This is a genomic window from Hyphomonas jannaschiana VP2 (genome assembly GCF_000685215.1).
GTDB classification, from domain to species: domain Bacteria; phylum Pseudomonadota; class Alphaproteobacteria; order Caulobacterales; family Hyphomonadaceae; genus Hyphomonas; species Hyphomonas jannaschiana.
Window position 1 is genome coordinate 1 of record NZ_ARYJ01000004.1, and the last position, 16,896, is coordinate 16,896.

Below are 16,896 nucleotides of genomic sequence, written 5' to 3' on the forward strand. Positions count from 1 at the left end.
CGTGCGACGCCCGTGAAGGCGCTTGGTGTTTGTGTTTGGTTTTTGAGGTCAGGGTTGGCTTCAGGTTTCCGGCAGGGGCAGGTGAAAGCCCCTTCTCCCCGGGGAGAAGGGGTTGGGGATGAGGGGTGACGTAGCCGCCGCACAGACTACACTCGTGGAAACGCCTTTGCCCCTCACCCTAACCCCTCTCCCGAGGGAGAGGGGCTGCAAGTGGAGATAGGCGGGTGCTGCCCCGCGCCCATCACAAGCGGCGGCGAGGCGATCATTGACATGCGCGCGCGGCTTCAGCCATGCGTGTTCGGTTTTCTGCCCCGGCATCCATTCAATGCTGACCAGATAGACGCGCAGATTGTCCGTCACGCTCCAGCGATACACCACGCCGCGCCCATAGGCGGCCCGGATCTGCGCGCGCAGCATCAGCACCTGGACCCAGATGATGGGCCAGAGAAAGGCGAGCTGCGGCGGGAAGTGCGCGGGAGGGTGAAAGAGTGACATGGCCCGCACTATACGTCAGGGGACGGAGGTGTTGGATAAGTTTGTTTTGGGGTGAGTGGTTGCAGCAGGTTGGGTCGTGTCAGGTGGCGGATAGCCCCGCCCACGTGTCATCCCGGAAAGCGCGCAGCGCTTATCCGGGACCCAGCCCGCGCTCGTGCTCGTGCTTCGACTTCGCTCAGCATGAGCGCTCTTAAAGGACGGACTCATCCTGAGCGAAGTCGAAGGATGAAGCGGCATGAGAGAAGGTCCCGGATATTTGCTGCGCAAATTCCGGGATGACACGTGACCAGGGGTGACTGCCACAGGATTACATCCGTCTACGCCATGACCTGTCATGACTACCCATGACCATACCGGACTATAGGCGACTATACCGGACCAGATGTGCAAACGCCCCGGAACCGAAGTCCGGGGCGCGCAGGAATGATCGGATCGGATCGCCGGATCAGATCGGGTCGTAAGGGAAGACGCTGGCTGTGGCGCCGAGGTCGGTGAAGTCGGCCTGCATGGCCGGCATGCACTGGTCGAGCAGGGTCTCCGGGTTCCAGCCTTCAAGGCGGGCGACGGATTTCACCGGGCGGGGCTGGTCGAACAGGACGACCTCATTGCCGCGCACGCCGAAGATCTGGCCGGTCACGTCCTTGGCCTTGTCGGCGCAGAGGGCGACGGCGAGCTGGGCGACCTGGTCGGCGCGCATGCCGTTCTTCATCCGCTCGACGCGCTGGGCGCCAGCCTCATCCTTGACCGGGATGGAGGCGATCATGCGCGTCCAGGCGAAGGGCGCGATGACGTTGGAGCGGACATTCTTGCGCGCGCCTTCCATGGCGACGATGCGGGAGAGGCCGACAATGCCCATCTTGGCGGCGGCATAGTTCGCCTGGCCGATATTGCCGATCAGACCCGACGTGGAGGTGAACAGCACGAACGCGCCTTTTTCCTGTTCGCGGAAAAGTTCCACCGCGGCGCGGGTGACGTTGAAGCTGCCGCGCAGGTGGACGTCGATCACGGCATCCCAGTCGCTTTCGCTCATCTTGTGGAACATCGTATCGCGCAGGATGCCGGCCGGGTTGATGATGGCGTCGAGAGCGCCGAACGTGTCTTTCGCCTGTTCGACCATGCCTTCGACGGCTTTCATGTCGGTGACGCTGTCGGAGTTCGACACCGCTTCGCCGCCGGCAGCGCGGATTTCAGCAGCCACTTTCTCGGCCGGGCCGGCATCGCCCTCGTCGCCGCCGGAGAGGCCGCCGCCAAGGTCGTTGACCACGACTTTGGCGCCTTCCTTTGCGGCGAGCAGCGCCGTTTCCTTGCCGATCCCGTTGCCGCCGCCGGTCACCAGGACCACTTTGCCTTCAAGCACGCCCATCTGTTGTTTCTCCTTCGATTGTCGCGTCTGTTTGTTGTTCTGGCGCCACCCTAAGAGCGGCCCGCCAATCTTCAAGGTTTGAAAGTTCCGTCAGGCGCGGCTAGACGTCTCGCATGACAAAGACTTTCAAGGCCGTGATCTGGGATTTCGGGGGCGTTTTTACCTCCTCACCCTTCGACGCATTCGCCCGTTATGAAGCCGAGCAGGGGCTGCCCCAGAACTTCATCCGGACCGTCAACGCCACCAATCCGCTGGACAATGCGTGGGCAAAGCTCGAGCAGAGCAAGGTCAATGCGGCCGAGTTCGACAGCCTGTTCCGGGAAGAATCGAAGGCCCTTGGCCATGAAGTGCCGGGCGCCGATGTGCTGAAGCTGCTGTCCGGCAGCCTGCGCCCGCGCGTGGTGGAGGCGCTGAAAGTCTGCAAGGGCCACGGCAAGGTCGGCTGCATCACCAACAATGCGCCGATCGGCAAGGGCGCTTCGATGACCAATGATGACGGCAAGGCCGCGGAACTGGCGCGGGTGTTCGACCTGTTCGACCATCTGATCGAAAGCTCCAAGATCGGCATCCGCAAGCCGGACCCGCAGATCTACCGGCTGATGTGCGAGGCGCTGGATGTGGCGCCGGAGGAGTGCGTCTATCTCGACGATCTCGGCATCAATCTGAAACCGGCCCGCGAGATGGGCATGACCACGATCAAGGTGCTGGGCGAAGACCAGCTGCTCGAAGATCTGAAATCGGCGACGGGATATGCAGTGGTCTAGGCTGCGCGCGTCTGCTCTTCGCGGGGCCCTTCCCGGGGCTCTTCCCGGGGCTCTGGCGGCCGGCCTGATGCTGGGCGCGGCGGCGTGTTCGCCGGCAGCCCCGGAAGCGCCGGTCTATCCGCCGGAATCCCTCTCGCAGGACCCGCAGGCGCCGGAACCGGTAGAGATCCCGGAGGCGGTGGCGGCCATGCGGGACGAGATGCTCGGCTATGCAAAGCGGGGCTCGCTGTCTGGCCTGTCGCGGCTGGCGCGGGAGAATGAGGGGTTTGTCTCCAATCTCGGCGGCCAGGACCATCGCGCCTATTGGGACCTGATGCGCCGGATTGGCGTTGACCCGAACCGCCAGCTGCGCGCGCTGATGGAGCTGCCCGTGGGCGTGCGCGAGGTCGACGGGGTGAAATGGTATGTCTGGCCGGACCTTGCCGCGAAGAATGCCGAGGATTTGATCCCGGAGAAGCTCTCCTTCCGCGACCGCAAGCGGCTGCAGGATCTGGTGGGTGATGACGGGATCGAGGAGATCCGGGCCGGCAAGGGCTATCCCGGCATGCGCACCGCGATCACCGAGGACGGGCGCTGGGTGTATTTCGTGCTGGGCCAGGATGCGGAGGAATAGATGATGACCAAGACAATCGGTGCCGACGCGGCCGTGCTGGCCCTGAAAGGCTGGACAAAAGGGGAAGGGGAGCGTGACGAGATCACCCGCACGTTCCGCTTCGACGATTTCAAGCAGGCCTTCGCCTTCATGAGCGCGGTGGCCCTGAAGGCCGAGCAGATGGATCACCATCCCGAATGGTCGAATGTCTACAACCGCGTCGAGGTCGTACTGACCACGCATGATGCCGACGGCGTGACGACGCGCGACCTGGAACTTGCCGGTTTCATGGACGCGATGGCGGCGAAGTTCCGCTGATTTTCCACTCCGGGTGATATTTTCCGGAATTCTGTATCTGTTGTCATTGTTGCATGTTTGCGCCTTTTCGGCCTTGCCTTGAGGACAATTACCTGTGTCTTCTCTGCAACCGGCGGTTATTCCGTGCTATAAGCGGCCAATCGTCGTCGAGTTTTTTTGCAGTTGTCCCTCAGTCGCGGGACAGACGGAATAGTCAGGCCAGACTAAAAGTCATTCATGACCTGGGTGCGCGCCTACGAAACCAATCTGGACCGGCTCTGCCGGTACGCCGCCTTTTCGTGCGGCAGCGAGGGGCTGGGCGACGGGGTCGTGTCGGAGGCGCTGTCAGACGTGTTGATCGACATGTCGTCTGCGGAAACCGCAAACCTCATCGCCTTGTTCCAGAAGCTGGACGCCACGCTTGAGACGGTGCCGCCTGGTGCAGACTCGCTGTTTGCAGAGCTTGGCCGCTGGCAGGTGCTGAGCCCGCTGGAGCGGCGGGTCATTCTGCTCTGTGTTGTCGAAGGCTTCAGTGCCCGGGAGGCCGCGCAGATCACCGGCCTCGACCGGGGGCAGGTGAAAGGGATTCTGGCGCGCGCCCAGCTGATCTATGCGGACCGGTTTCCGGCCCGCCTCGGCCTGATTGGCGGTGACGACCGTGTCCGCCGCGTCATTGAACAGGCGCTCCGGTCCGTCGGCCACAGCCTGCGCTGGACGCTTCCCGCAGACAGCGGCACGGACCCTGCCACGCTGCCGCCGGCCAGCCTGGTCGTTGTCGCGCAGGCAGGTGCAACCCGGCAGCAGGCACTGGATATGTGCGGCGGCTATGAAGGCCCGGTCATCCTCACCTATGACGGTGCGGCCGAAGACCGTCTGAGCATGAAGCACTGGACGCTGTCGAACGACGCGCTGTCGGACCAGACCCTGTTCAGCAGCATGCTGATCCGCGCGCTGCTTTTTTCTGCCTGAGCCTGGCGGTTTCCCCTAGGACCATCTTGGCGGGGCTGCCCGCGACCTGTTAGCTGCGCCCAGAAAACTGGCTGCACATAACAGGAGGATACCGGCATGGGACGGGTTTCAGGCAAAATGGCGTTCATCACCGGCGGCGCGCAGGGGCTGGGCGAGGCGACGGCCCGCATGTTCGCGCGCGAAGGCGCCAAGGTCACCGTGACCGACATCAATGGCGCCGGCGCCGAAGCTGTCGCCGCCTCCATCAATGAAGAACACGGCGCCGGTACGGCCTTCGCCTGGCAGCATGATGTGACTGACGGTGACCGCTGGCAGGAGGTGCTGAAATCCGCCCATGATGCGATGGGCGGGCTCAATGTGCTGGTCAACAATGCCGGTATCGGCTCGCTCGGTTCGGTCGAAGACGAGAGCTATGAGACCTTCAAGCACGTCCAGACCGTGGACGTGGATTCGATCTTCCTCGGCTGCAAATACGCCATCCCGATGATGCGGCCGCACGGGATGGGCTCGATCATCAACATCTCTTCCATCGCCGGTATCATCGCCAGCGGGAACTATGTCTCTTACAACACGGCCAAGGCAGCTGTGCGGCATATCTCGAAGTCGATCGCCCTGCATTGCGCCAAGGCCACCGGCGGCCAGATCCGCTGCAACTCTGTGCACCCGGTCTTCATCAACACGCCGATCCTGGACCGCACCAAGGAAATGTTCGGCGAGGAAGAAGCGCTCGCCAAGCTCGGCCGCCAGATCCCGCTCGGCAAAGTGGGTGAGCCGGACGACATTGCTTATGCCGTGCTTTATCTTGCCTCGGACGAGTCGAAACTCGTCACCGGCATCGAGCTGAAGGTGGATGGCGGCATCTCGGCCATGTAGGCCTCAGGCGCCGGCAGGCTCCCGGCGGCGTGCCATGCGCCGCTGGTGGCGTGCCCGCATCATGGGTGCGATCTTCCACGACAGGGGAATGGCTGCCGCCACGCTGGCGGCGATTACGACCGGAATGGACAAGGCTGCATGAGTCTTCAGGGCCGGGATGTAGACAACGGCCAGGATGCCTGTACCGAACAGCACGCCCTGTACCATGCCGTAAATCAGCAATGAGATGGCTGTCCGATTGGTCATGACGGTTTCCTTTCGGGTTGCTTCACCTGAATCAATCCGTGAACCTGCGACAGGTTCCGAATCCTGTGCGGCCCGGCCTTCAAGTAGACGATCGCCGTGACGTGCACTAACGATAGGGCAGGACTGTTCGGGGAGGCTGGTTTGAAACGATTTGCATTGATGGCGGCAGGCGCGGTGCTGGTGGCGGCGTGTCAGTCGGAAACGGAGCCAGCCCGGACAACAGACCCGGTCGAACCGGTCAGTGCCGCTGAGGCGACTCTCTCGGGCGAGGCCTGTCCGGACATTGGTGACCGGGCCTATTTCTTCTGGATGCAGCCCCGCTCCGCAGAGCCCGGCGACAAGATCGCGCTGTTCCCCTACTGGACCGACATGCCGGGTGCCTACAACGACCTGCCGCCCGGCTGTCTGGATGAACTCGGCGTCTATCCCGAAGGCGCAGCCACTTTCAGCCGTGAGGAAGATGGCCTCGCCATCGCTACGGTCAGCGAAGATGTTGAGGCGGGCACGCGTGTGCGCCTCGATGGCACCTATCGGGGCCATGGCCTGTCGGGGCAGGTGGAGGTGTTCCGCGCGGCGGACAATCCGCTGGTCGGCACCTGGCGGCAGGACGGGGAAAACTGCCCGGCGAACAGTGCCATCCAGGAACTTGTCTTCACCGGCGGCGGCGACTTCTCCGTCACCTGGACGCCGTTCGAAGTCTACAAGGATTATTGGGGCACCTATACCTATGACGCGGAGACGCGCGCGATCCATCTGGACGTCGAAAGCGGCAACCAGATTCCGGAAGACATTGTGCCGGACGGCACGGTGGTGCTGAGCGACGATGCGCTCAGTTTCGAGACGCTGAGCTTCGGTACACCGCGGCAGGCTGAGGGCGTCTGCATGGGGAGTTTCCCGAAATAGCTTCCGGGCGCACTTTTGCGCTTGCCGAATAAATTACTCCCTTTATGCCCCCGGCCTCATGCAAGGAGCTGACGGATGATCGGATATGTAATGCTTGGCACGAAGGATCTCGCGCGCGGCGGGAAGTTCTATGATGCCATTGCAGCGGAGCTGGGCGCGAAACGGCTGATGGAAGACGAGCAGCTGATCGTCTGGGGCAAGCCTGGCCACAAGGCCGATTTCACCCTGACCTATCCGTGGGACCAGAACCCGGCCTCGGTCGGCAATGGCACGATGGTGGCGATTGAAGCGTCCAGCAAGGAACAGGTCGACCGGATCTACGAGATTGCGATGGCGAACGGTGCCAGCGACGAGGGGGCGCCCGGCCAGCGCTTCGAGACCTTCTATGCCGGCTATTTCCGTGACCTCGATGGCAACAAGCTGAACGTCTATTATTCCAGCATGTCAGCCTGACCCGAGGGGCCGGCGGCCGGTCACCAGCAGGGCATAGACACTCAGTATGCAGAAGACGATGGCTGCTGCGAGGAAGGGCAGGCTGGGGTTCGCCATATAGAGGATTGAGCCGAGCAGGGGGCCGACGACAAATCCGGCAGGCGGGGCAGAGGCGAGCAAGGCAGCCGCGCCTGCCTGTTCGGACCGGCCGACGGACAGGCTGCCGAGGGCATTGGCGGACGGCACGGCCAGCGCTGCACCGATGCCGACGACCACGAAACTGGTCATCACCATCCAGAAGGGGTGAAACAGGTCAGCCGAAATATAGCCCACTGCCAGCAGGCCGAGCCCGATGGGCAGGATGCGCCGCGGGTCCGGGCTGCGCCGGGAGACATAGCCGAACTGGACGATGATGATGGCGATGGACGTGCATGCCATGGTCAGGCCGGTATAGAGCACGACGGCCTGTTTGGCCGTCTGGGCGGCGGTGTCGGTGAATTCGTAGCGGTCCGCGATGAACCAGCCAATCGTCTGCTGGATCATGCCGACAGCGACGAAATAGACGAACAGGAACATCAGGTGCGGGAAGACGCGCGGGTCGCGCATCGACAGCGGCGGCGGCCGGTCGTGATGATGCGGCAGCGGCCTTGTCGGCGGCAGGGCCACGGCGATCAGGACGGCGACAATCAGGTTGAAGACGATCGTGCCCCAGAGCGGCGCCAGCGCCCCGACCCGGGCGAGGACTGCGGCGCCGGCCGGGCCTAGGATCGAGCCAAGGCTCATTGCCGCGCCCAGCATGCCGAGCCCGCCGGCGCGGGTGGCGGGCGTGGTCGCATCCGTCATCGCTGCCATGGCGGCGGGCTGAAGGCCGGGCGCGAGAAAGCCGAACAGGGTGCGCACAAAGGCGAGCAGCAGGAACGCCATCAGCCCGGTGACAAGGCCGGCCAGCGCCGCGCTCAGCGCAAACAGGAAGGCCATGTTTGCAAAGCCCATGGCCGTCAGCGAAAACACCATGACACGCTTGCGCCCGACCCGGTCGGCGATGCGGCCCCAGATGGGCGTGAAAACCGTGTAGAGCACCGAGGAGAAGGTGAGGATGCCGGCGATCTCGATTTCGGTCAGCCCGGCCTCGCGGGCGAGGGGGGCGACAACCACGAAATTGATCGTCATGCCCGCGCCCATGGACACGGTGCCGAGGGCGATCATCAGCTTCTGGAACCGGGTGAGCGGCAAAAGCGGGGTATCGGAGTCCATATATTCCGTCACCCGCCGCCTGTGCCTCCCGCTGATCTTGCCCCGAACCGGACAACGCTAGAACGCCCCGCGCGGCTTGCCAAACCCTTTTGCTGCGAGAGGGCACTGCGACAGGGGGCTGGCTTGCGGGGAAGGGGCACACCAGTTTAAGGACGAACAAACCCTGGCCGAAACCCTGGCTGAAACCACGGACCCCGCGCATGCATTCCCTTCTGGTGGCGATCTACATCTATTTCCTGAGCCCGCTTCTTACGCTGCTCCTGTTTCTGATCTTCGCTTATGTCATCATGAGCTGGCTGATTGCGTTCGGCGTCGTGTCGATGCGCAACCAGACCGTCCGGCAGATCCAGTATGCGCTGGACAGCGTGATGCTGCCCATGCTGCGCCCGATTCAGCGCTATGTGCCGCCGCTCGGCCAGCTGGACCTTTCGGTCTTCCTGCTGGCGCTGGGCATCATGTTCACCAAGGACTGGCTGCTGCCCACGATCATCAACATGACCGCGCCTTCCATCGGATACTGAGGCCGGATTGCTGCACCGCCTGACCGTCCGCGTTCAGCCCAAGGCCTCGGCCGACCGGGTCGAGGACTGGAGCGAGGACGATGCCGGGCGGAAATTCCTCAAAGTGCGCGTGCGCGCCGTGCCGGAGGATGGCAAGGCGAATGAAGCTGTCCAGAAACTGGTCGCGAAGTGGCTTGGCGTGCCGAAGTCTGCGGTCAGAGTCGTGACAGGCGGCAAGACTCGGCTAAAAGGCCTCGAAATCGATGGGCCGCCGGAGCTCGCGGCTCGCTTAAGCGGGGACGAGACATGACCGCCATCCGGATCAGTGGAAAAGACATATCTGCCGACGTGCGGGCCAAAGTGGCCGCCGAAGTGGCGAAGCTGCCGGTGAAGCCGTGCCTTGCGGTGATCCTGGTCGGCGAAGATCCGGCCAGCGAAGTCTATGTCCGCGGCAAGCTGAAGGACACCGAAGAGGCGGGCATGATCTCGGTGCATCATCGCCTGCCGGCAACCGCCACGCAGGCCGAAGTGGAAGACCTGATTGCCGGCCTCAATGGCGACGACAATGTGGACGGCATCCTGCTGCAGCTACCGCTGCCCAAGGGGCTCGACGCCGATGCCGCGATTGAGCGGATCGACCCGTCCAAGGATGTCGACGGCCTGACCGAAGTCTCCGCAGGGCGCCTGTCTCTGGGCAAGCCCGGCTTGCGCTCGTGCACGCCGTCCGGCTGCGTGATCATGGCGAAGCGCGCGCTTGGCAACGATCTTTCCGGCAAGCATGTAGTGGTGATCGGCCGCTCCATCCTGGTCGGCAAGCCGGCCGCGCTGTTGTTCCTGGCCGAGAACTGCACCGTCACCATCGCCCATTCGCGCACGAAGGACCTGCCCGCCGTCTGCCGCGAGGCGGACATCCTCGTGCCCGCCGTCGGGCGTCCGCAAATGGTCAAAGGCGACTGGCTGAAGCCCGGCGCCATGGTCATCGATGTCGGCATCAACCGGATCGACGCCCCGGAGAAGGGGGAGGGCAAGACCCGCCTCGTCGGCGATGCGGACTTTGAGAGCTGCGCGGACGTCGCCGGATACATCACCCCGGTGCCGGGCGGGGTCGGCCTGATGACGCGGGCCTGCCTGCTGGTGAATACGCTCTATGCCGCCTGCGCCCGCCGCGGCTGGCAGGCACCGGAAATCGGATGAGCCAACCCTACGCCCCGACCGAGACGCCGCTGTTCAAGGCATTGTGGGAAGCCCAGGAAGGGCGCTGCGCGCTGTGCGGCCTGTCGATGCCGTCGAGCCGGTTCGATGTCGCCCATTCCACGCTCTGGAAACACCAGCGGCCGACCTATGACCACATCATCGCTGTTGCCCGCGGCGGGCCGGATACGGCGGACAATCTCCAGCTGGCGCATGCGCGCTGCAACAAGGTGAAGGGCATGGGCAATGTCCGCCCGCCCCTCCGGAAAGACTAGGCAGAAAAGACTAGGCGAGCCCGGCGTCCTTCGCGGCGGCCTGATAGGTGCGCGACACCGGCACGTCTGTGCCATTCTTCAGAACCAGCACCAGCTTGCCATTGTCACGCCGCGCATCGCTGACGCCAGCCTTCGCCACCCACCAGGACCGGTGCACCTGCACGCCGGCGGCGCCGTCCAGTTCGCGCACCGCATCGGCCAGCCGCATCAGGATCAGTTCCTCGCCGAGACTGGTATAGACCCGAAGGTAATGGTCTTCGGAGGAGACCGCCCAGAGCTCGGCCCGGCGGAATTTCACGGGCAGCCGGTCAAGGAAGCGCTGCGTCGTATCGGCCGGTTCAGCTCCTCCGGCAGAAGCTGTTTCCCTGGCCCTTGAGATCAGCAAACCGGCCAGCGTCAGCATCACTGAGATCGCAAAGACATAGACATATTGCAGCGGCAGAAGATGGACCGGCACCCAGATGCCGAAAGCGCCCATATAGAGGTAAAGTGAAGCGAGCACGGGCACGGAAATGAGCGCCGCCGTCACCGTGACCTGAACCGGCACCAGATTGCCCACGAGTTTGCGATCGAAAATAGCCGGGATGACGAATTCGGATGTGGCAACGCCGACCGTACAGGTGACCACCCACATCAGGAAACGGACCCAGACCGGCGAATCCTGGTCGTAGACGCCGAAAAAGGTGAGCAGCGCCGAGATCCCGAGGATCACCGCTGCATCCCGCAGCCGGTTCTTCAGGTAATCCGGCATGTCAGCTCCTTGCATTTCGCGCTTCGCGAACCGTTCTGGCCGCATTTCACGAAGGATTCCAGCCTCTCCGCGTAGTTCGCATGGCAGGGGCGGCAGGGCTGCGCAATCTCTCCTCATCGACCGCCGGACAGGGCCTTAAAACGCCGGGCTCGGCCCCCAAACGAGGAGACAACTTATGAAACGCATTCTGAATTCCATCATCGCCGCTGCCCTTGCTGCCGGGATCGCCGGACAGGCCGCCGCCGCGGATCTGACCATCCGCATCGAAGGCGTGGAGGAGGCCACCGGCACAATCCATGTCGCCGTGTTCGGCGCCGATGGCTGGGACGAAAACGATGCCGTGGCCGGCAGGCTGGCCCCGGCGGAAGAGGGCGCCGAGCTGGTCTTCACCGGCCTCGAACCGGGCGCATACGGCATCAAGGTCTATCAGGATGTCGACGACAATGGCGAGCTGAACCTTGGCATGTGGCGCATCCCGACCGAGCCCTACGGCTTCTCGAATGACGCGTCGGCCAGCATGGGCCCGCCGAAATTCAAATTGGCCCGCATCGACCTGCCGGAAGCCGGCACCGTTCACACCATCACGCTTCAGTAATCCACTTCGCCCCTTTTTCTCTGAAGGAACACGCTATCATGTCCGATCTCACCCAGACCTTCCGCCGTTTCGCCCTGCCCAGAAGACGGCCAGGCCGCCTGACGATCCTGCTGCTCATCGCGGCCATCGCCTATGGGCTGGTCAGCTGGATGATCCTGAATTCGGCCGGCAATCCGCCGGTCCGCTTCCGGATTGATGTCACGCCCTTCCTTCAGGCCAGTTTCGTGATCAAGCTTCACGTGCTGGGGGCGGTGACAGCGTTTGCCATAGGGGTCGTGCTGCTGCGCGGCGTGAAAGGGTCAGGCTTGCATCGCAAGCTTGGCTACACCTGGGTCGCGGCGATGGCTGTCACGGCGGTCAGCTCGTTCTTCATCACGGGGCTGAACGGAGCGAATTTCAGCTTCATTCACGGCCTCTCGGCCTGGACGATCATCGGCCTGCCGATGGGCATCGCGGCGGCGCGGCGCAAGAATATCCGCAAGCATTCGAAGGATATGACCAACATGTTTGTCGGAGGCCTGCTGATTGCCGGACTGTTCACCTTCCTGCCCGGACGCATGCTCTGGTCGATTTTCTTCGCGGTGTGACGGACTAGGCCCTTACCGCTCCGCCGAAAGGCCGCTACAGGGAAGTGTAGCCAGAAAAGAGAGCGGGAGATGAAAAGGGCAGCCTTGTTGGCATCATTGATCGGTCTTGCCGCCTGCCAGGCGCCGGGGCCGATTTCCATTCCGGGGATTACGCGCGCACCTCAAAGTGCCGAAGAGGCGCTGGAAGCCTATTATCGCGCACTGCCGGATGACTATTACCCCGAGGCGCCCCCAGGCTTGCCGCTACCGTCTTCCGATCAGGCCATCAGCCGCATTCTTGTCGGCTCCTGCCTCGACGAGGAGAAGGGCGATAACGAAACCCTCCGCTCGGTTGCGGCGACGCCCGCCGACCTGTTCCTGATGATCGGGGACAATGTCTATGGCGACTCCGACGGGGACGCCTATCGCACCGGCGACGCGGACCTGACCGAACTGCGCGAGAGCTTTTCCGATCTCGCCGCGCGGCCGGATTTCCAGGCCGTGCGCAAGGCGCATCCGATGATGGTGGCCTGGGACGATCATGATTACGGCCTGAACGATGGCGGCAAGCATTTCGCGTTCCGCCGCCTGTCGGAGCGGATCCATGAACGCTTCTGGGGCCTCGCGAACAAGGATGTCGGCGCCTGGCCCGGCACCTATTACGCCCGCAGTTTCGGCCCGGAAGGGAAGCGCACCCAGATCATCATGCTGGACACGCGCTTCTTCCGCTCTGACCTGACCGACACGGACGATGCCAGCGTGAAGGGCAAGGAGCGCTACATGCCGTCCAGCGATCCCAATCAGGACATGCTGGGCAACGACCAGTGGACCTGGCTGGAGAATGAGCTGCAGAAGCCGGCAGACCTGCGCCTGATCGTGTCTTCGATCCAGGTCATGTCCGATGCGCATGGCTGGGAGGCCTGGTCGCGCCTGCCGGCAGAGCGGCAACGGCTCTACAGACTGATCCGCGAGACCGGTGCGCAGGGCGTCGTCTTCGTATCGGGCGACCGGCACACAGGCTTCCTCTACAAGGCGGACGATCTGTTGCCGTATCCGGTCTATGAGCTGACCGCATCCTCGTTCAACAAGTCCTACCGGGATACGACTGACGAAATGGACGCCCGCCAGATCGGGGCGGGGTATCCGAAGGAGAATTTCGGATCACTGGATATTAACTGGGACGAGGGTACGGTGACGCTCGCCATCCACGCCAGTGACGGTTCAACTGTCGAGGAAGCAACCGACAAATTCAGGTAGGCAGAATGCCGCTCAGTCCCTCGATGTCCGACACGCGTAACGTGATCGTCCTCATCATCGCCGTGATGATCCTTCAGATCGCGGGCGGTCTGATCAGCGTGCTGACACCTCTCGGCCTCGAAGCCATGGATACGCCGCCGCAGGCCATCGGTCTGATCGCGGCGCTCTATGCGGCCGGTTTCATGCTGGGGGCCTGGATTTCGCCCCGGGCGCTGGCGACATTCGGACACATCCGCCTCTTTGCCGCAGCTTCCGCGATGAACGCGGTCAGCGTGCTGTCTCTGTCGCTGGTGCATGATGCGCTGTTCTGGGCACCGGTCCGGGTGATCATGGGCGTGTCGCTGGCGCTGAGCTTTACGAGCATCGAAAGCTGGCTCGGCAGCGCCGTGCCGGACAAGTCGCGCGGCAATGTGATGGGCATCTATCACACGGGCGCAAAACTCTCCTTGATGATTGGTCCGTTTTTCGTGGCAGGCCTCTCGCCGCTGGACACGCGGGCCTATACCTGGGCGGCGCTGTTCCTGACACTGGCGCTGGTACCGGTCTGCCTGACGCGCCGCGAACAGCCGGTCATTCCGGAACGCCGGTCCATGCCGCTGAAGGCGCTCTACCAGCTCGCCCCGGCGGCGGTGCTGGGGGCGCTGATCGCGGGGACGGTGAACACCGGCACCCAGTCGCTGCTGCCGATCTATTTCGAAAGCTTCAAGCTCGGGGGAGGGGGCACCGGCGCGGCCGCCATCGCCAGCGCGGCGGCCTGGATGGGCGGTCTCCTTCTGCAATGGCCGGCCGGGCGCCTGTCCGACCGGATCGAACGCCGGCTTGTGATTGCGGGTCTCGGTGCCATGTCGGCACTGGCGGCGTTGTTCATCGCTATTTTCGGGACGCGGCTCAGTGAAGTTTCCGTGATCATCGCGCTCGGCGTCTGGGGTGCCGGGGCGCTGTCCTTCTACAGCCTGTGCGTGGCGCACGCGATCGACCGGACGCCCAAAGTGCTTATTCCACAGGTTATGTCAGGCCTGCTGTTCGTGTGGGCCGGCGGATCGATCATCGGGCCGCTGCTTTCGGGTTTTGCGATGCGGGCCGTGGGCGAGCTTGGCCTGTTCGGCCTGGCGGGAATCCTGCTGATCGCGCTGACCATCATCATGGTGCTGCGCGTGCGCTCCAAACCCGTCGCCATCGAAGACAAGCTGGCCGAATGGAGCCCCGTCCTGCCGACGCCGCTGGCCAGTGTGAAGCTCGATCCGCGCATGTCGGACGCACCCGACAAAGCAGAACCCGAAACCGGTGAGGACGCAGACGGGGAAGAGGGACCGGATTCCCCGGCCGATATGGAAGACAGCCCTAAGTCCAAAGTTTAGTACCCAGCTGGTTGCCGCGTGGCGCAGGCCTGTTATACAGCCCCCCACCACGCTGGGGCAGGGATCCTGCCGGGGCGGGCCAGGCAAACAAGGCAAGAGCACAGAATGAACATCCACGAATACCAGGCCAAAGCCGTGCTGAAATCTTTCGGTGCGCCGGTCGCGGACGGCGTTCCCGTCCTGTCTCTGGACGATGTCCAGAAAGCTGTCGACACACTCCCGGGCCCGCTCTGGGTCGTTAAATCGCAGATCCACGCAGGTGGCCGCGGCAAGGGCAAGTTCGTGGAGCCCGAAGCCGGCGAAAAGGGCGGTGTCCGCCTCGCCTTCAACAAGGAAGACGTGATGACCTATGCCAAGCAGATGCTTGGCCATCACCTCGTCACGGCTCAGACCGGCCCGGCCGGCAAGCAGGTGAATCGTCTCTACATCGAAGACGGCGCCGACATCGACCGGGAACTCTACCTTTCCATGCTGGTTGACCGCAGCACGTCGCGCGTCGCCTTCATGGTCTCCACCGAAGGCGGCATGGACATCGAACAGGTGGCCCACGACACGCCGGAGAAAATCCTGACGCTCAGCATCGACCCGGAAACCGGCGTCACCGATGCAGACATTGCCAAGCTCAATGACGCGCTGAAGCTGGAAGGCACAGCGGCTGAAGACGGCAAGAAACTCTTCCCGATCCTCTACAAGGCGTTCACCGAAAAGGACATGAGCCTGCTCGAAGTGAACCCGCTGATCGTGATGGACAACGGCCACCTGCGCGTCCTCGACGCCAAGGTCTCCTTCGACGGCAACGCCCTGTTCCGTCACCCGGACATCGTGGACCTCCGCGACAAGACCGAGGAAGACGAGAAGGAAATCGAGGCCTCCGAATGGGACCTCGCCTACATCGCCCTCGACGGTACCATCGGCTGCATGGTCAACGGTGCAGGCCTCGCCATGGCGACGATGGACATCATCAAGCTGTACGGCGAAGAGCCGGCCAATTTCTGTGACGTCGGCGGCGGCGCCGGCAAGGAGAAAGTGGCTGCTGCCTTCAAGATCATCATGAAGGATCCGAACGTGAAGGGGATCCTCGTGAACATCTTCGGCGGCATCATGAAGTGCGACGTGATCGCCGAAGGCGTGATCGCAGCCGTGAAAGAAACCAATCTGGCGGTTCCGCTGGTCGTTCGCCTCGAAGGCACGAATGTCGACCTCGGCAAGAAAATCATCGCCGAGTCCGGCCTGAACGTCATTCCGGCCGATGACCTCGACGATGCCGCCCAGAAAATCGTGAACGCAGTTAAAGGCGCCTGAGACCAGACATGTCCATTCTTATCGACAAAAACACCAAGGTCCTCACGCAGGGCATGACCGGCAACACCGGTTCGTTCCACACCAACCAGGCGCTTGCCTATTTCGGCACCCAGATGGTTGGCGGTATCCACCCGAAGAAGGGCGGCACCAACTGGACCGCCGATAACGGCCAGGAACTGCCGATCTTCGCCTCCGTTGCCGAAGGCAAGGAAAAGACCGGCGCCACGGCTTCTGTGGTCTACGTCCCGCCGGCCGGCGCGGCGGCTGCCATCGAAGAAGCCATCGACGCTGAAATCCCGCTGATCGTCTGCATCACGGAAGGCGTTCCGGTGCTCGACATGGTGCGCGTGAAGGCGAAGCTGGAAAAATCCAAGTCGCGCCTGATCGGGCCGAACTGCCCGGGCCTCATCACGGCCAATGAGTGCAAGATCGGCATCATGCCGGGCTCCATCTTCAAGAAGGGCTCTGTTGGCGTCGTCTCGCGCTCCGGCACGCTGACCTATGAAGCCGTGTTCCAGACCACCCAGGTGGGCCTCGGACAGACATCCGCTGTCGGAATCGGCGGCGACCCGGTCAAAGGCACGGAATTTATCGACATCCTCGAAATGTTCCTTGCCGATGACGAAACCGAATCCATCATCATGATCGGTGAGATCGGCGGCAGCGCGGAAGAAGAAGCCGCGCAGTTCCTGATCGACGAGGCCAAGAAAGGCCGCAAGAAACCGATGGTCGGCTTCATCGCCGGCCGGACCGCGCCTCCGGGACGGACGATGGGCCATGCCGGTGCCATCGTGTCCGGCGGCAAAGGCGATGCGGAGAGCAAGATTGCTGCAATGGAAGCAGCCGGCATCCGTGTTTCGCCTTCGCCGGCACGCCTTGGTACGACCATGGTCGAGGTACTGAAGGGCTAGAA

The 16,896-nt window shown here is 63.2% G+C and carries 22 protein-coding genes; 17 read left to right on the plus strand and 5 right to left on the minus strand.

The window, feature by feature from the left end; translation table 11 throughout:
• Positions 1–60 precede the first annotated feature (60 nt).
• Both HJA_RS06565 and HJA_RS06570 read right to left on the minus strand, forming a co-directional pair.
• Positions 61–495: a hypothetical protein gene (locus HJA_RS06565; protein ID WP_035579894.1), complete on the minus strand. Its 435-nt coding sequence runs from the start codon at positions 493–495 to the stop codon at positions 61–63.
• A 445-nt stretch (positions 496–940) separates the two neighbouring features.
• Entirely contained in the window at positions 941–1,858 is a 918-nt protein-coding gene (locus HJA_RS06570) for an SDR family NAD(P)-dependent oxidoreductase (protein WP_035579897.1), read from the minus strand.
• A 113-nt stretch (positions 1,859–1,971) separates the two neighbouring features.
• On the opposite strand from HJA_RS06570, the gene HJA_RS06575 reads away from it, so the two are divergent.
• The 5 genes from HJA_RS06575 to HJA_RS06595 all read left to right on the plus strand — a co-directional run bounded on the left by HJA_RS06575 (position 1,972) and on the right by HJA_RS06595 (position 5,353).
• On the plus strand, positions 1,972–2,622 hold the full coding sequence (locus HJA_RS06575; protein WP_035579901.1) for an HAD-IA family hydrolase: 651 nt from the start codon (positions 1,972–1,974) through the stop codon (positions 2,620–2,622).
• Complete coding sequence (locus HJA_RS06580) at positions 2,609–3,235, plus strand: hypothetical protein (RefSeq protein WP_155839882.1); 627 nt, start codon at positions 2,609–2,611, stop codon at positions 3,233–3,235. The genes HJA_RS06575 and HJA_RS06580 overlap by 14 nt, the downstream gene beginning before the upstream one ends.
• The gene (locus HJA_RS06585; protein WP_035579907.1) at positions 3,236–3,532 is read left to right on the plus strand and encodes a 4a-hydroxytetrahydrobiopterin dehydratase; all 297 of its coding nucleotides are present in this window, start codon (positions 3,236–3,238) and stop codon (positions 3,530–3,532) included. It begins immediately after the preceding gene.
• A 216-nt stretch (positions 3,533–3,748) separates the two neighbouring features.
• Entirely contained in the window at positions 3,749–4,480 is a 732-nt protein-coding gene (locus HJA_RS06590; RefSeq protein ID WP_035579909.1) for a sigma factor-like helix-turn-helix DNA-binding protein, read from the plus strand.
• Between the two features lie 96 nt (positions 4,481–4,576).
• Positions 4,577–5,353: an SDR family oxidoreductase gene (locus tag HJA_RS06595; RefSeq protein WP_035579911.1), complete on the plus strand. Its 777-nt coding sequence runs from the start codon at positions 4,577–4,579 to the stop codon at positions 5,351–5,353.
• Positions 5,354–5,356: 3 nt separating this feature from the next.
• Here the strand turns inward: HJA_RS06595 and HJA_RS06600 are convergent, their stop codons facing one another.
• Positions 5,357–5,599: a hypothetical protein gene (locus HJA_RS06600; protein ID WP_035579913.1), complete on the minus strand. Its 243-nt coding sequence runs from the start codon at positions 5,597–5,599 to the stop codon at positions 5,357–5,359.
• Positions 5,600–5,740: 141 nt separating this feature from the next.
• Here HJA_RS06600 and HJA_RS06605 point away from each other — a divergent pair, with 141 nt between their 5' ends.
• Together HJA_RS06605 and HJA_RS06610 are read left to right on the plus strand one after the other, a co-directional pair.
• Positions 5,741–6,502 carry a hypothetical protein gene (locus HJA_RS06605; RefSeq protein ID WP_155839883.1) on the plus strand — a complete coding sequence of 254 codons (762 nt, stop codon included), beginning with the start codon at positions 5,741–5,743 and terminating at the stop codon, positions 6,500–6,502.
• A gap of 75 nt (positions 6,503–6,577) precedes the next feature.
• On the plus strand, positions 6,578–6,955 hold the full coding sequence (locus tag HJA_RS06610) for a VOC family protein (RefSeq protein ID WP_035579917.1): 378 nt from the start codon (positions 6,578–6,580) through the stop codon (positions 6,953–6,955).
• Here the strand turns inward: HJA_RS06610 and HJA_RS06615 are convergent.
• Positions 6,947–8,188 carry an MFS transporter gene (locus HJA_RS06615; RefSeq protein WP_241764309.1) on the minus strand — a complete coding sequence of 414 codons (1,242 nt, stop codon included), beginning with the start codon at positions 8,186–8,188 and terminating at the stop codon, positions 6,947–6,949. The genes HJA_RS06610 and HJA_RS06615 overlap by 9 nt on opposite strands.
• 200 nt (positions 8,189–8,388) lie before the next feature.
• On the opposite strand from HJA_RS06615, the gene HJA_RS06620 reads away from it, so the two are divergent.
• The 4 genes from HJA_RS06620 to HJA_RS06635 are packed head-to-tail and all read left to right on the plus strand — an operon-like array spanning position 8,389 to position 10,154.
• Positions 8,389–8,709, plus strand: coding sequence for a YggT family protein (locus tag HJA_RS06620; RefSeq protein WP_035579919.1), 321 nt, complete (start codon positions 8,389–8,391; stop codon positions 8,707–8,709).
• A gap of 7 nt (positions 8,710–8,716) precedes the next feature.
• Complete coding sequence (locus HJA_RS06625; protein ID WP_035579922.1) at positions 8,717–8,998, plus strand: DUF167 domain-containing protein; 282 nt, start codon at positions 8,717–8,719, stop codon at positions 8,996–8,998.
• Positions 8,995–9,882, plus strand: a complete 888-nt coding sequence (gene folD / locus HJA_RS06630; protein ID WP_035579925.1) for a bifunctional methylenetetrahydrofolate dehydrogenase/methenyltetrahydrofolate cyclohydrolase FolD — start codon at positions 8,995–8,997, stop codon at positions 9,880–9,882. Before HJA_RS06625 ends, folD begins: the two co-directional genes overlap by 4 nt.
• Positions 9,879–10,154: an HNH endonuclease gene (locus HJA_RS06635; RefSeq protein WP_051597450.1), complete on the plus strand. Its 276-nt coding sequence runs from the start codon at positions 9,879–9,881 to the stop codon at positions 10,152–10,154. The genes folD and HJA_RS06635 overlap by 4 nt, the downstream gene beginning before the upstream one ends.
• Positions 10,155–10,164: 10 nt before the next feature.
• Here the strand turns inward: HJA_RS06635 and HJA_RS17925 are convergent, their stop codons facing one another.
• Positions 10,165–10,905, minus strand: coding sequence for a LytTR family DNA-binding domain-containing protein (locus HJA_RS17925; RefSeq protein WP_206741694.1), 741 nt, complete (start codon positions 10,903–10,905; stop codon positions 10,165–10,167).
• Between the two features lie 175 nt (positions 10,906–11,080).
• Between HJA_RS17925 and HJA_RS06645 the strand changes: the two genes are divergently transcribed.
• The 6 genes from HJA_RS06645 (at position 11,081) to sucD (ending at position 16,894) form a co-directional block, all read left to right on the plus strand.
• A complete protein-coding gene (locus HJA_RS06645) occupies positions 11,081–11,500 on the plus strand; it encodes a DUF2141 domain-containing protein (protein ID WP_035579928.1) in 420 nt (139 codons plus the stop codon).
• A 38-nt stretch (positions 11,501–11,538) separates the two neighbouring features.
• Positions 11,539–12,087 carry a DUF2306 domain-containing protein gene (locus tag HJA_RS06650; RefSeq protein WP_155839884.1) on the plus strand — a complete coding sequence of 183 codons (549 nt, stop codon included), beginning with the start codon at positions 11,539–11,541 and terminating at the stop codon, positions 12,085–12,087.
• A gap of 69 nt (positions 12,088–12,156) precedes the next feature.
• Positions 12,157–13,323 carry an alkaline phosphatase D family protein gene (locus HJA_RS06655; protein WP_035579931.1) on the plus strand — a complete coding sequence of 389 codons (1,167 nt, stop codon included), beginning with the start codon at positions 12,157–12,159 and terminating at the stop codon, positions 13,321–13,323.
• Between the two features lie 5 nt (positions 13,324–13,328).
• Positions 13,329–14,681: an MFS transporter gene (locus HJA_RS06660; protein WP_081814580.1), complete on the plus strand. Its 1,353-nt coding sequence runs from the start codon at positions 13,329–13,331 to the stop codon at positions 14,679–14,681.
• Between the two features lie 105 nt (positions 14,682–14,786).
• The gene (gene sucC / locus HJA_RS06665) at positions 14,787–15,983 is read left to right on the plus strand and encodes an ADP-forming succinate--CoA ligase subunit beta (RefSeq protein ID WP_035579938.1); all 1,197 of its coding nucleotides are present in this window, start codon (positions 14,787–14,789) and stop codon (positions 15,981–15,983) included.
• Positions 15,984–15,991: 8 nt separating this feature from the next.
• Positions 15,992–16,894, plus strand: coding sequence for a succinate--CoA ligase subunit alpha (gene sucD, locus HJA_RS06670; RefSeq protein WP_035579941.1), 903 nt, complete (start codon positions 15,992–15,994; stop codon positions 16,892–16,894).
• Positions 16,895–16,896 lie beyond the last annotated feature (2 nt).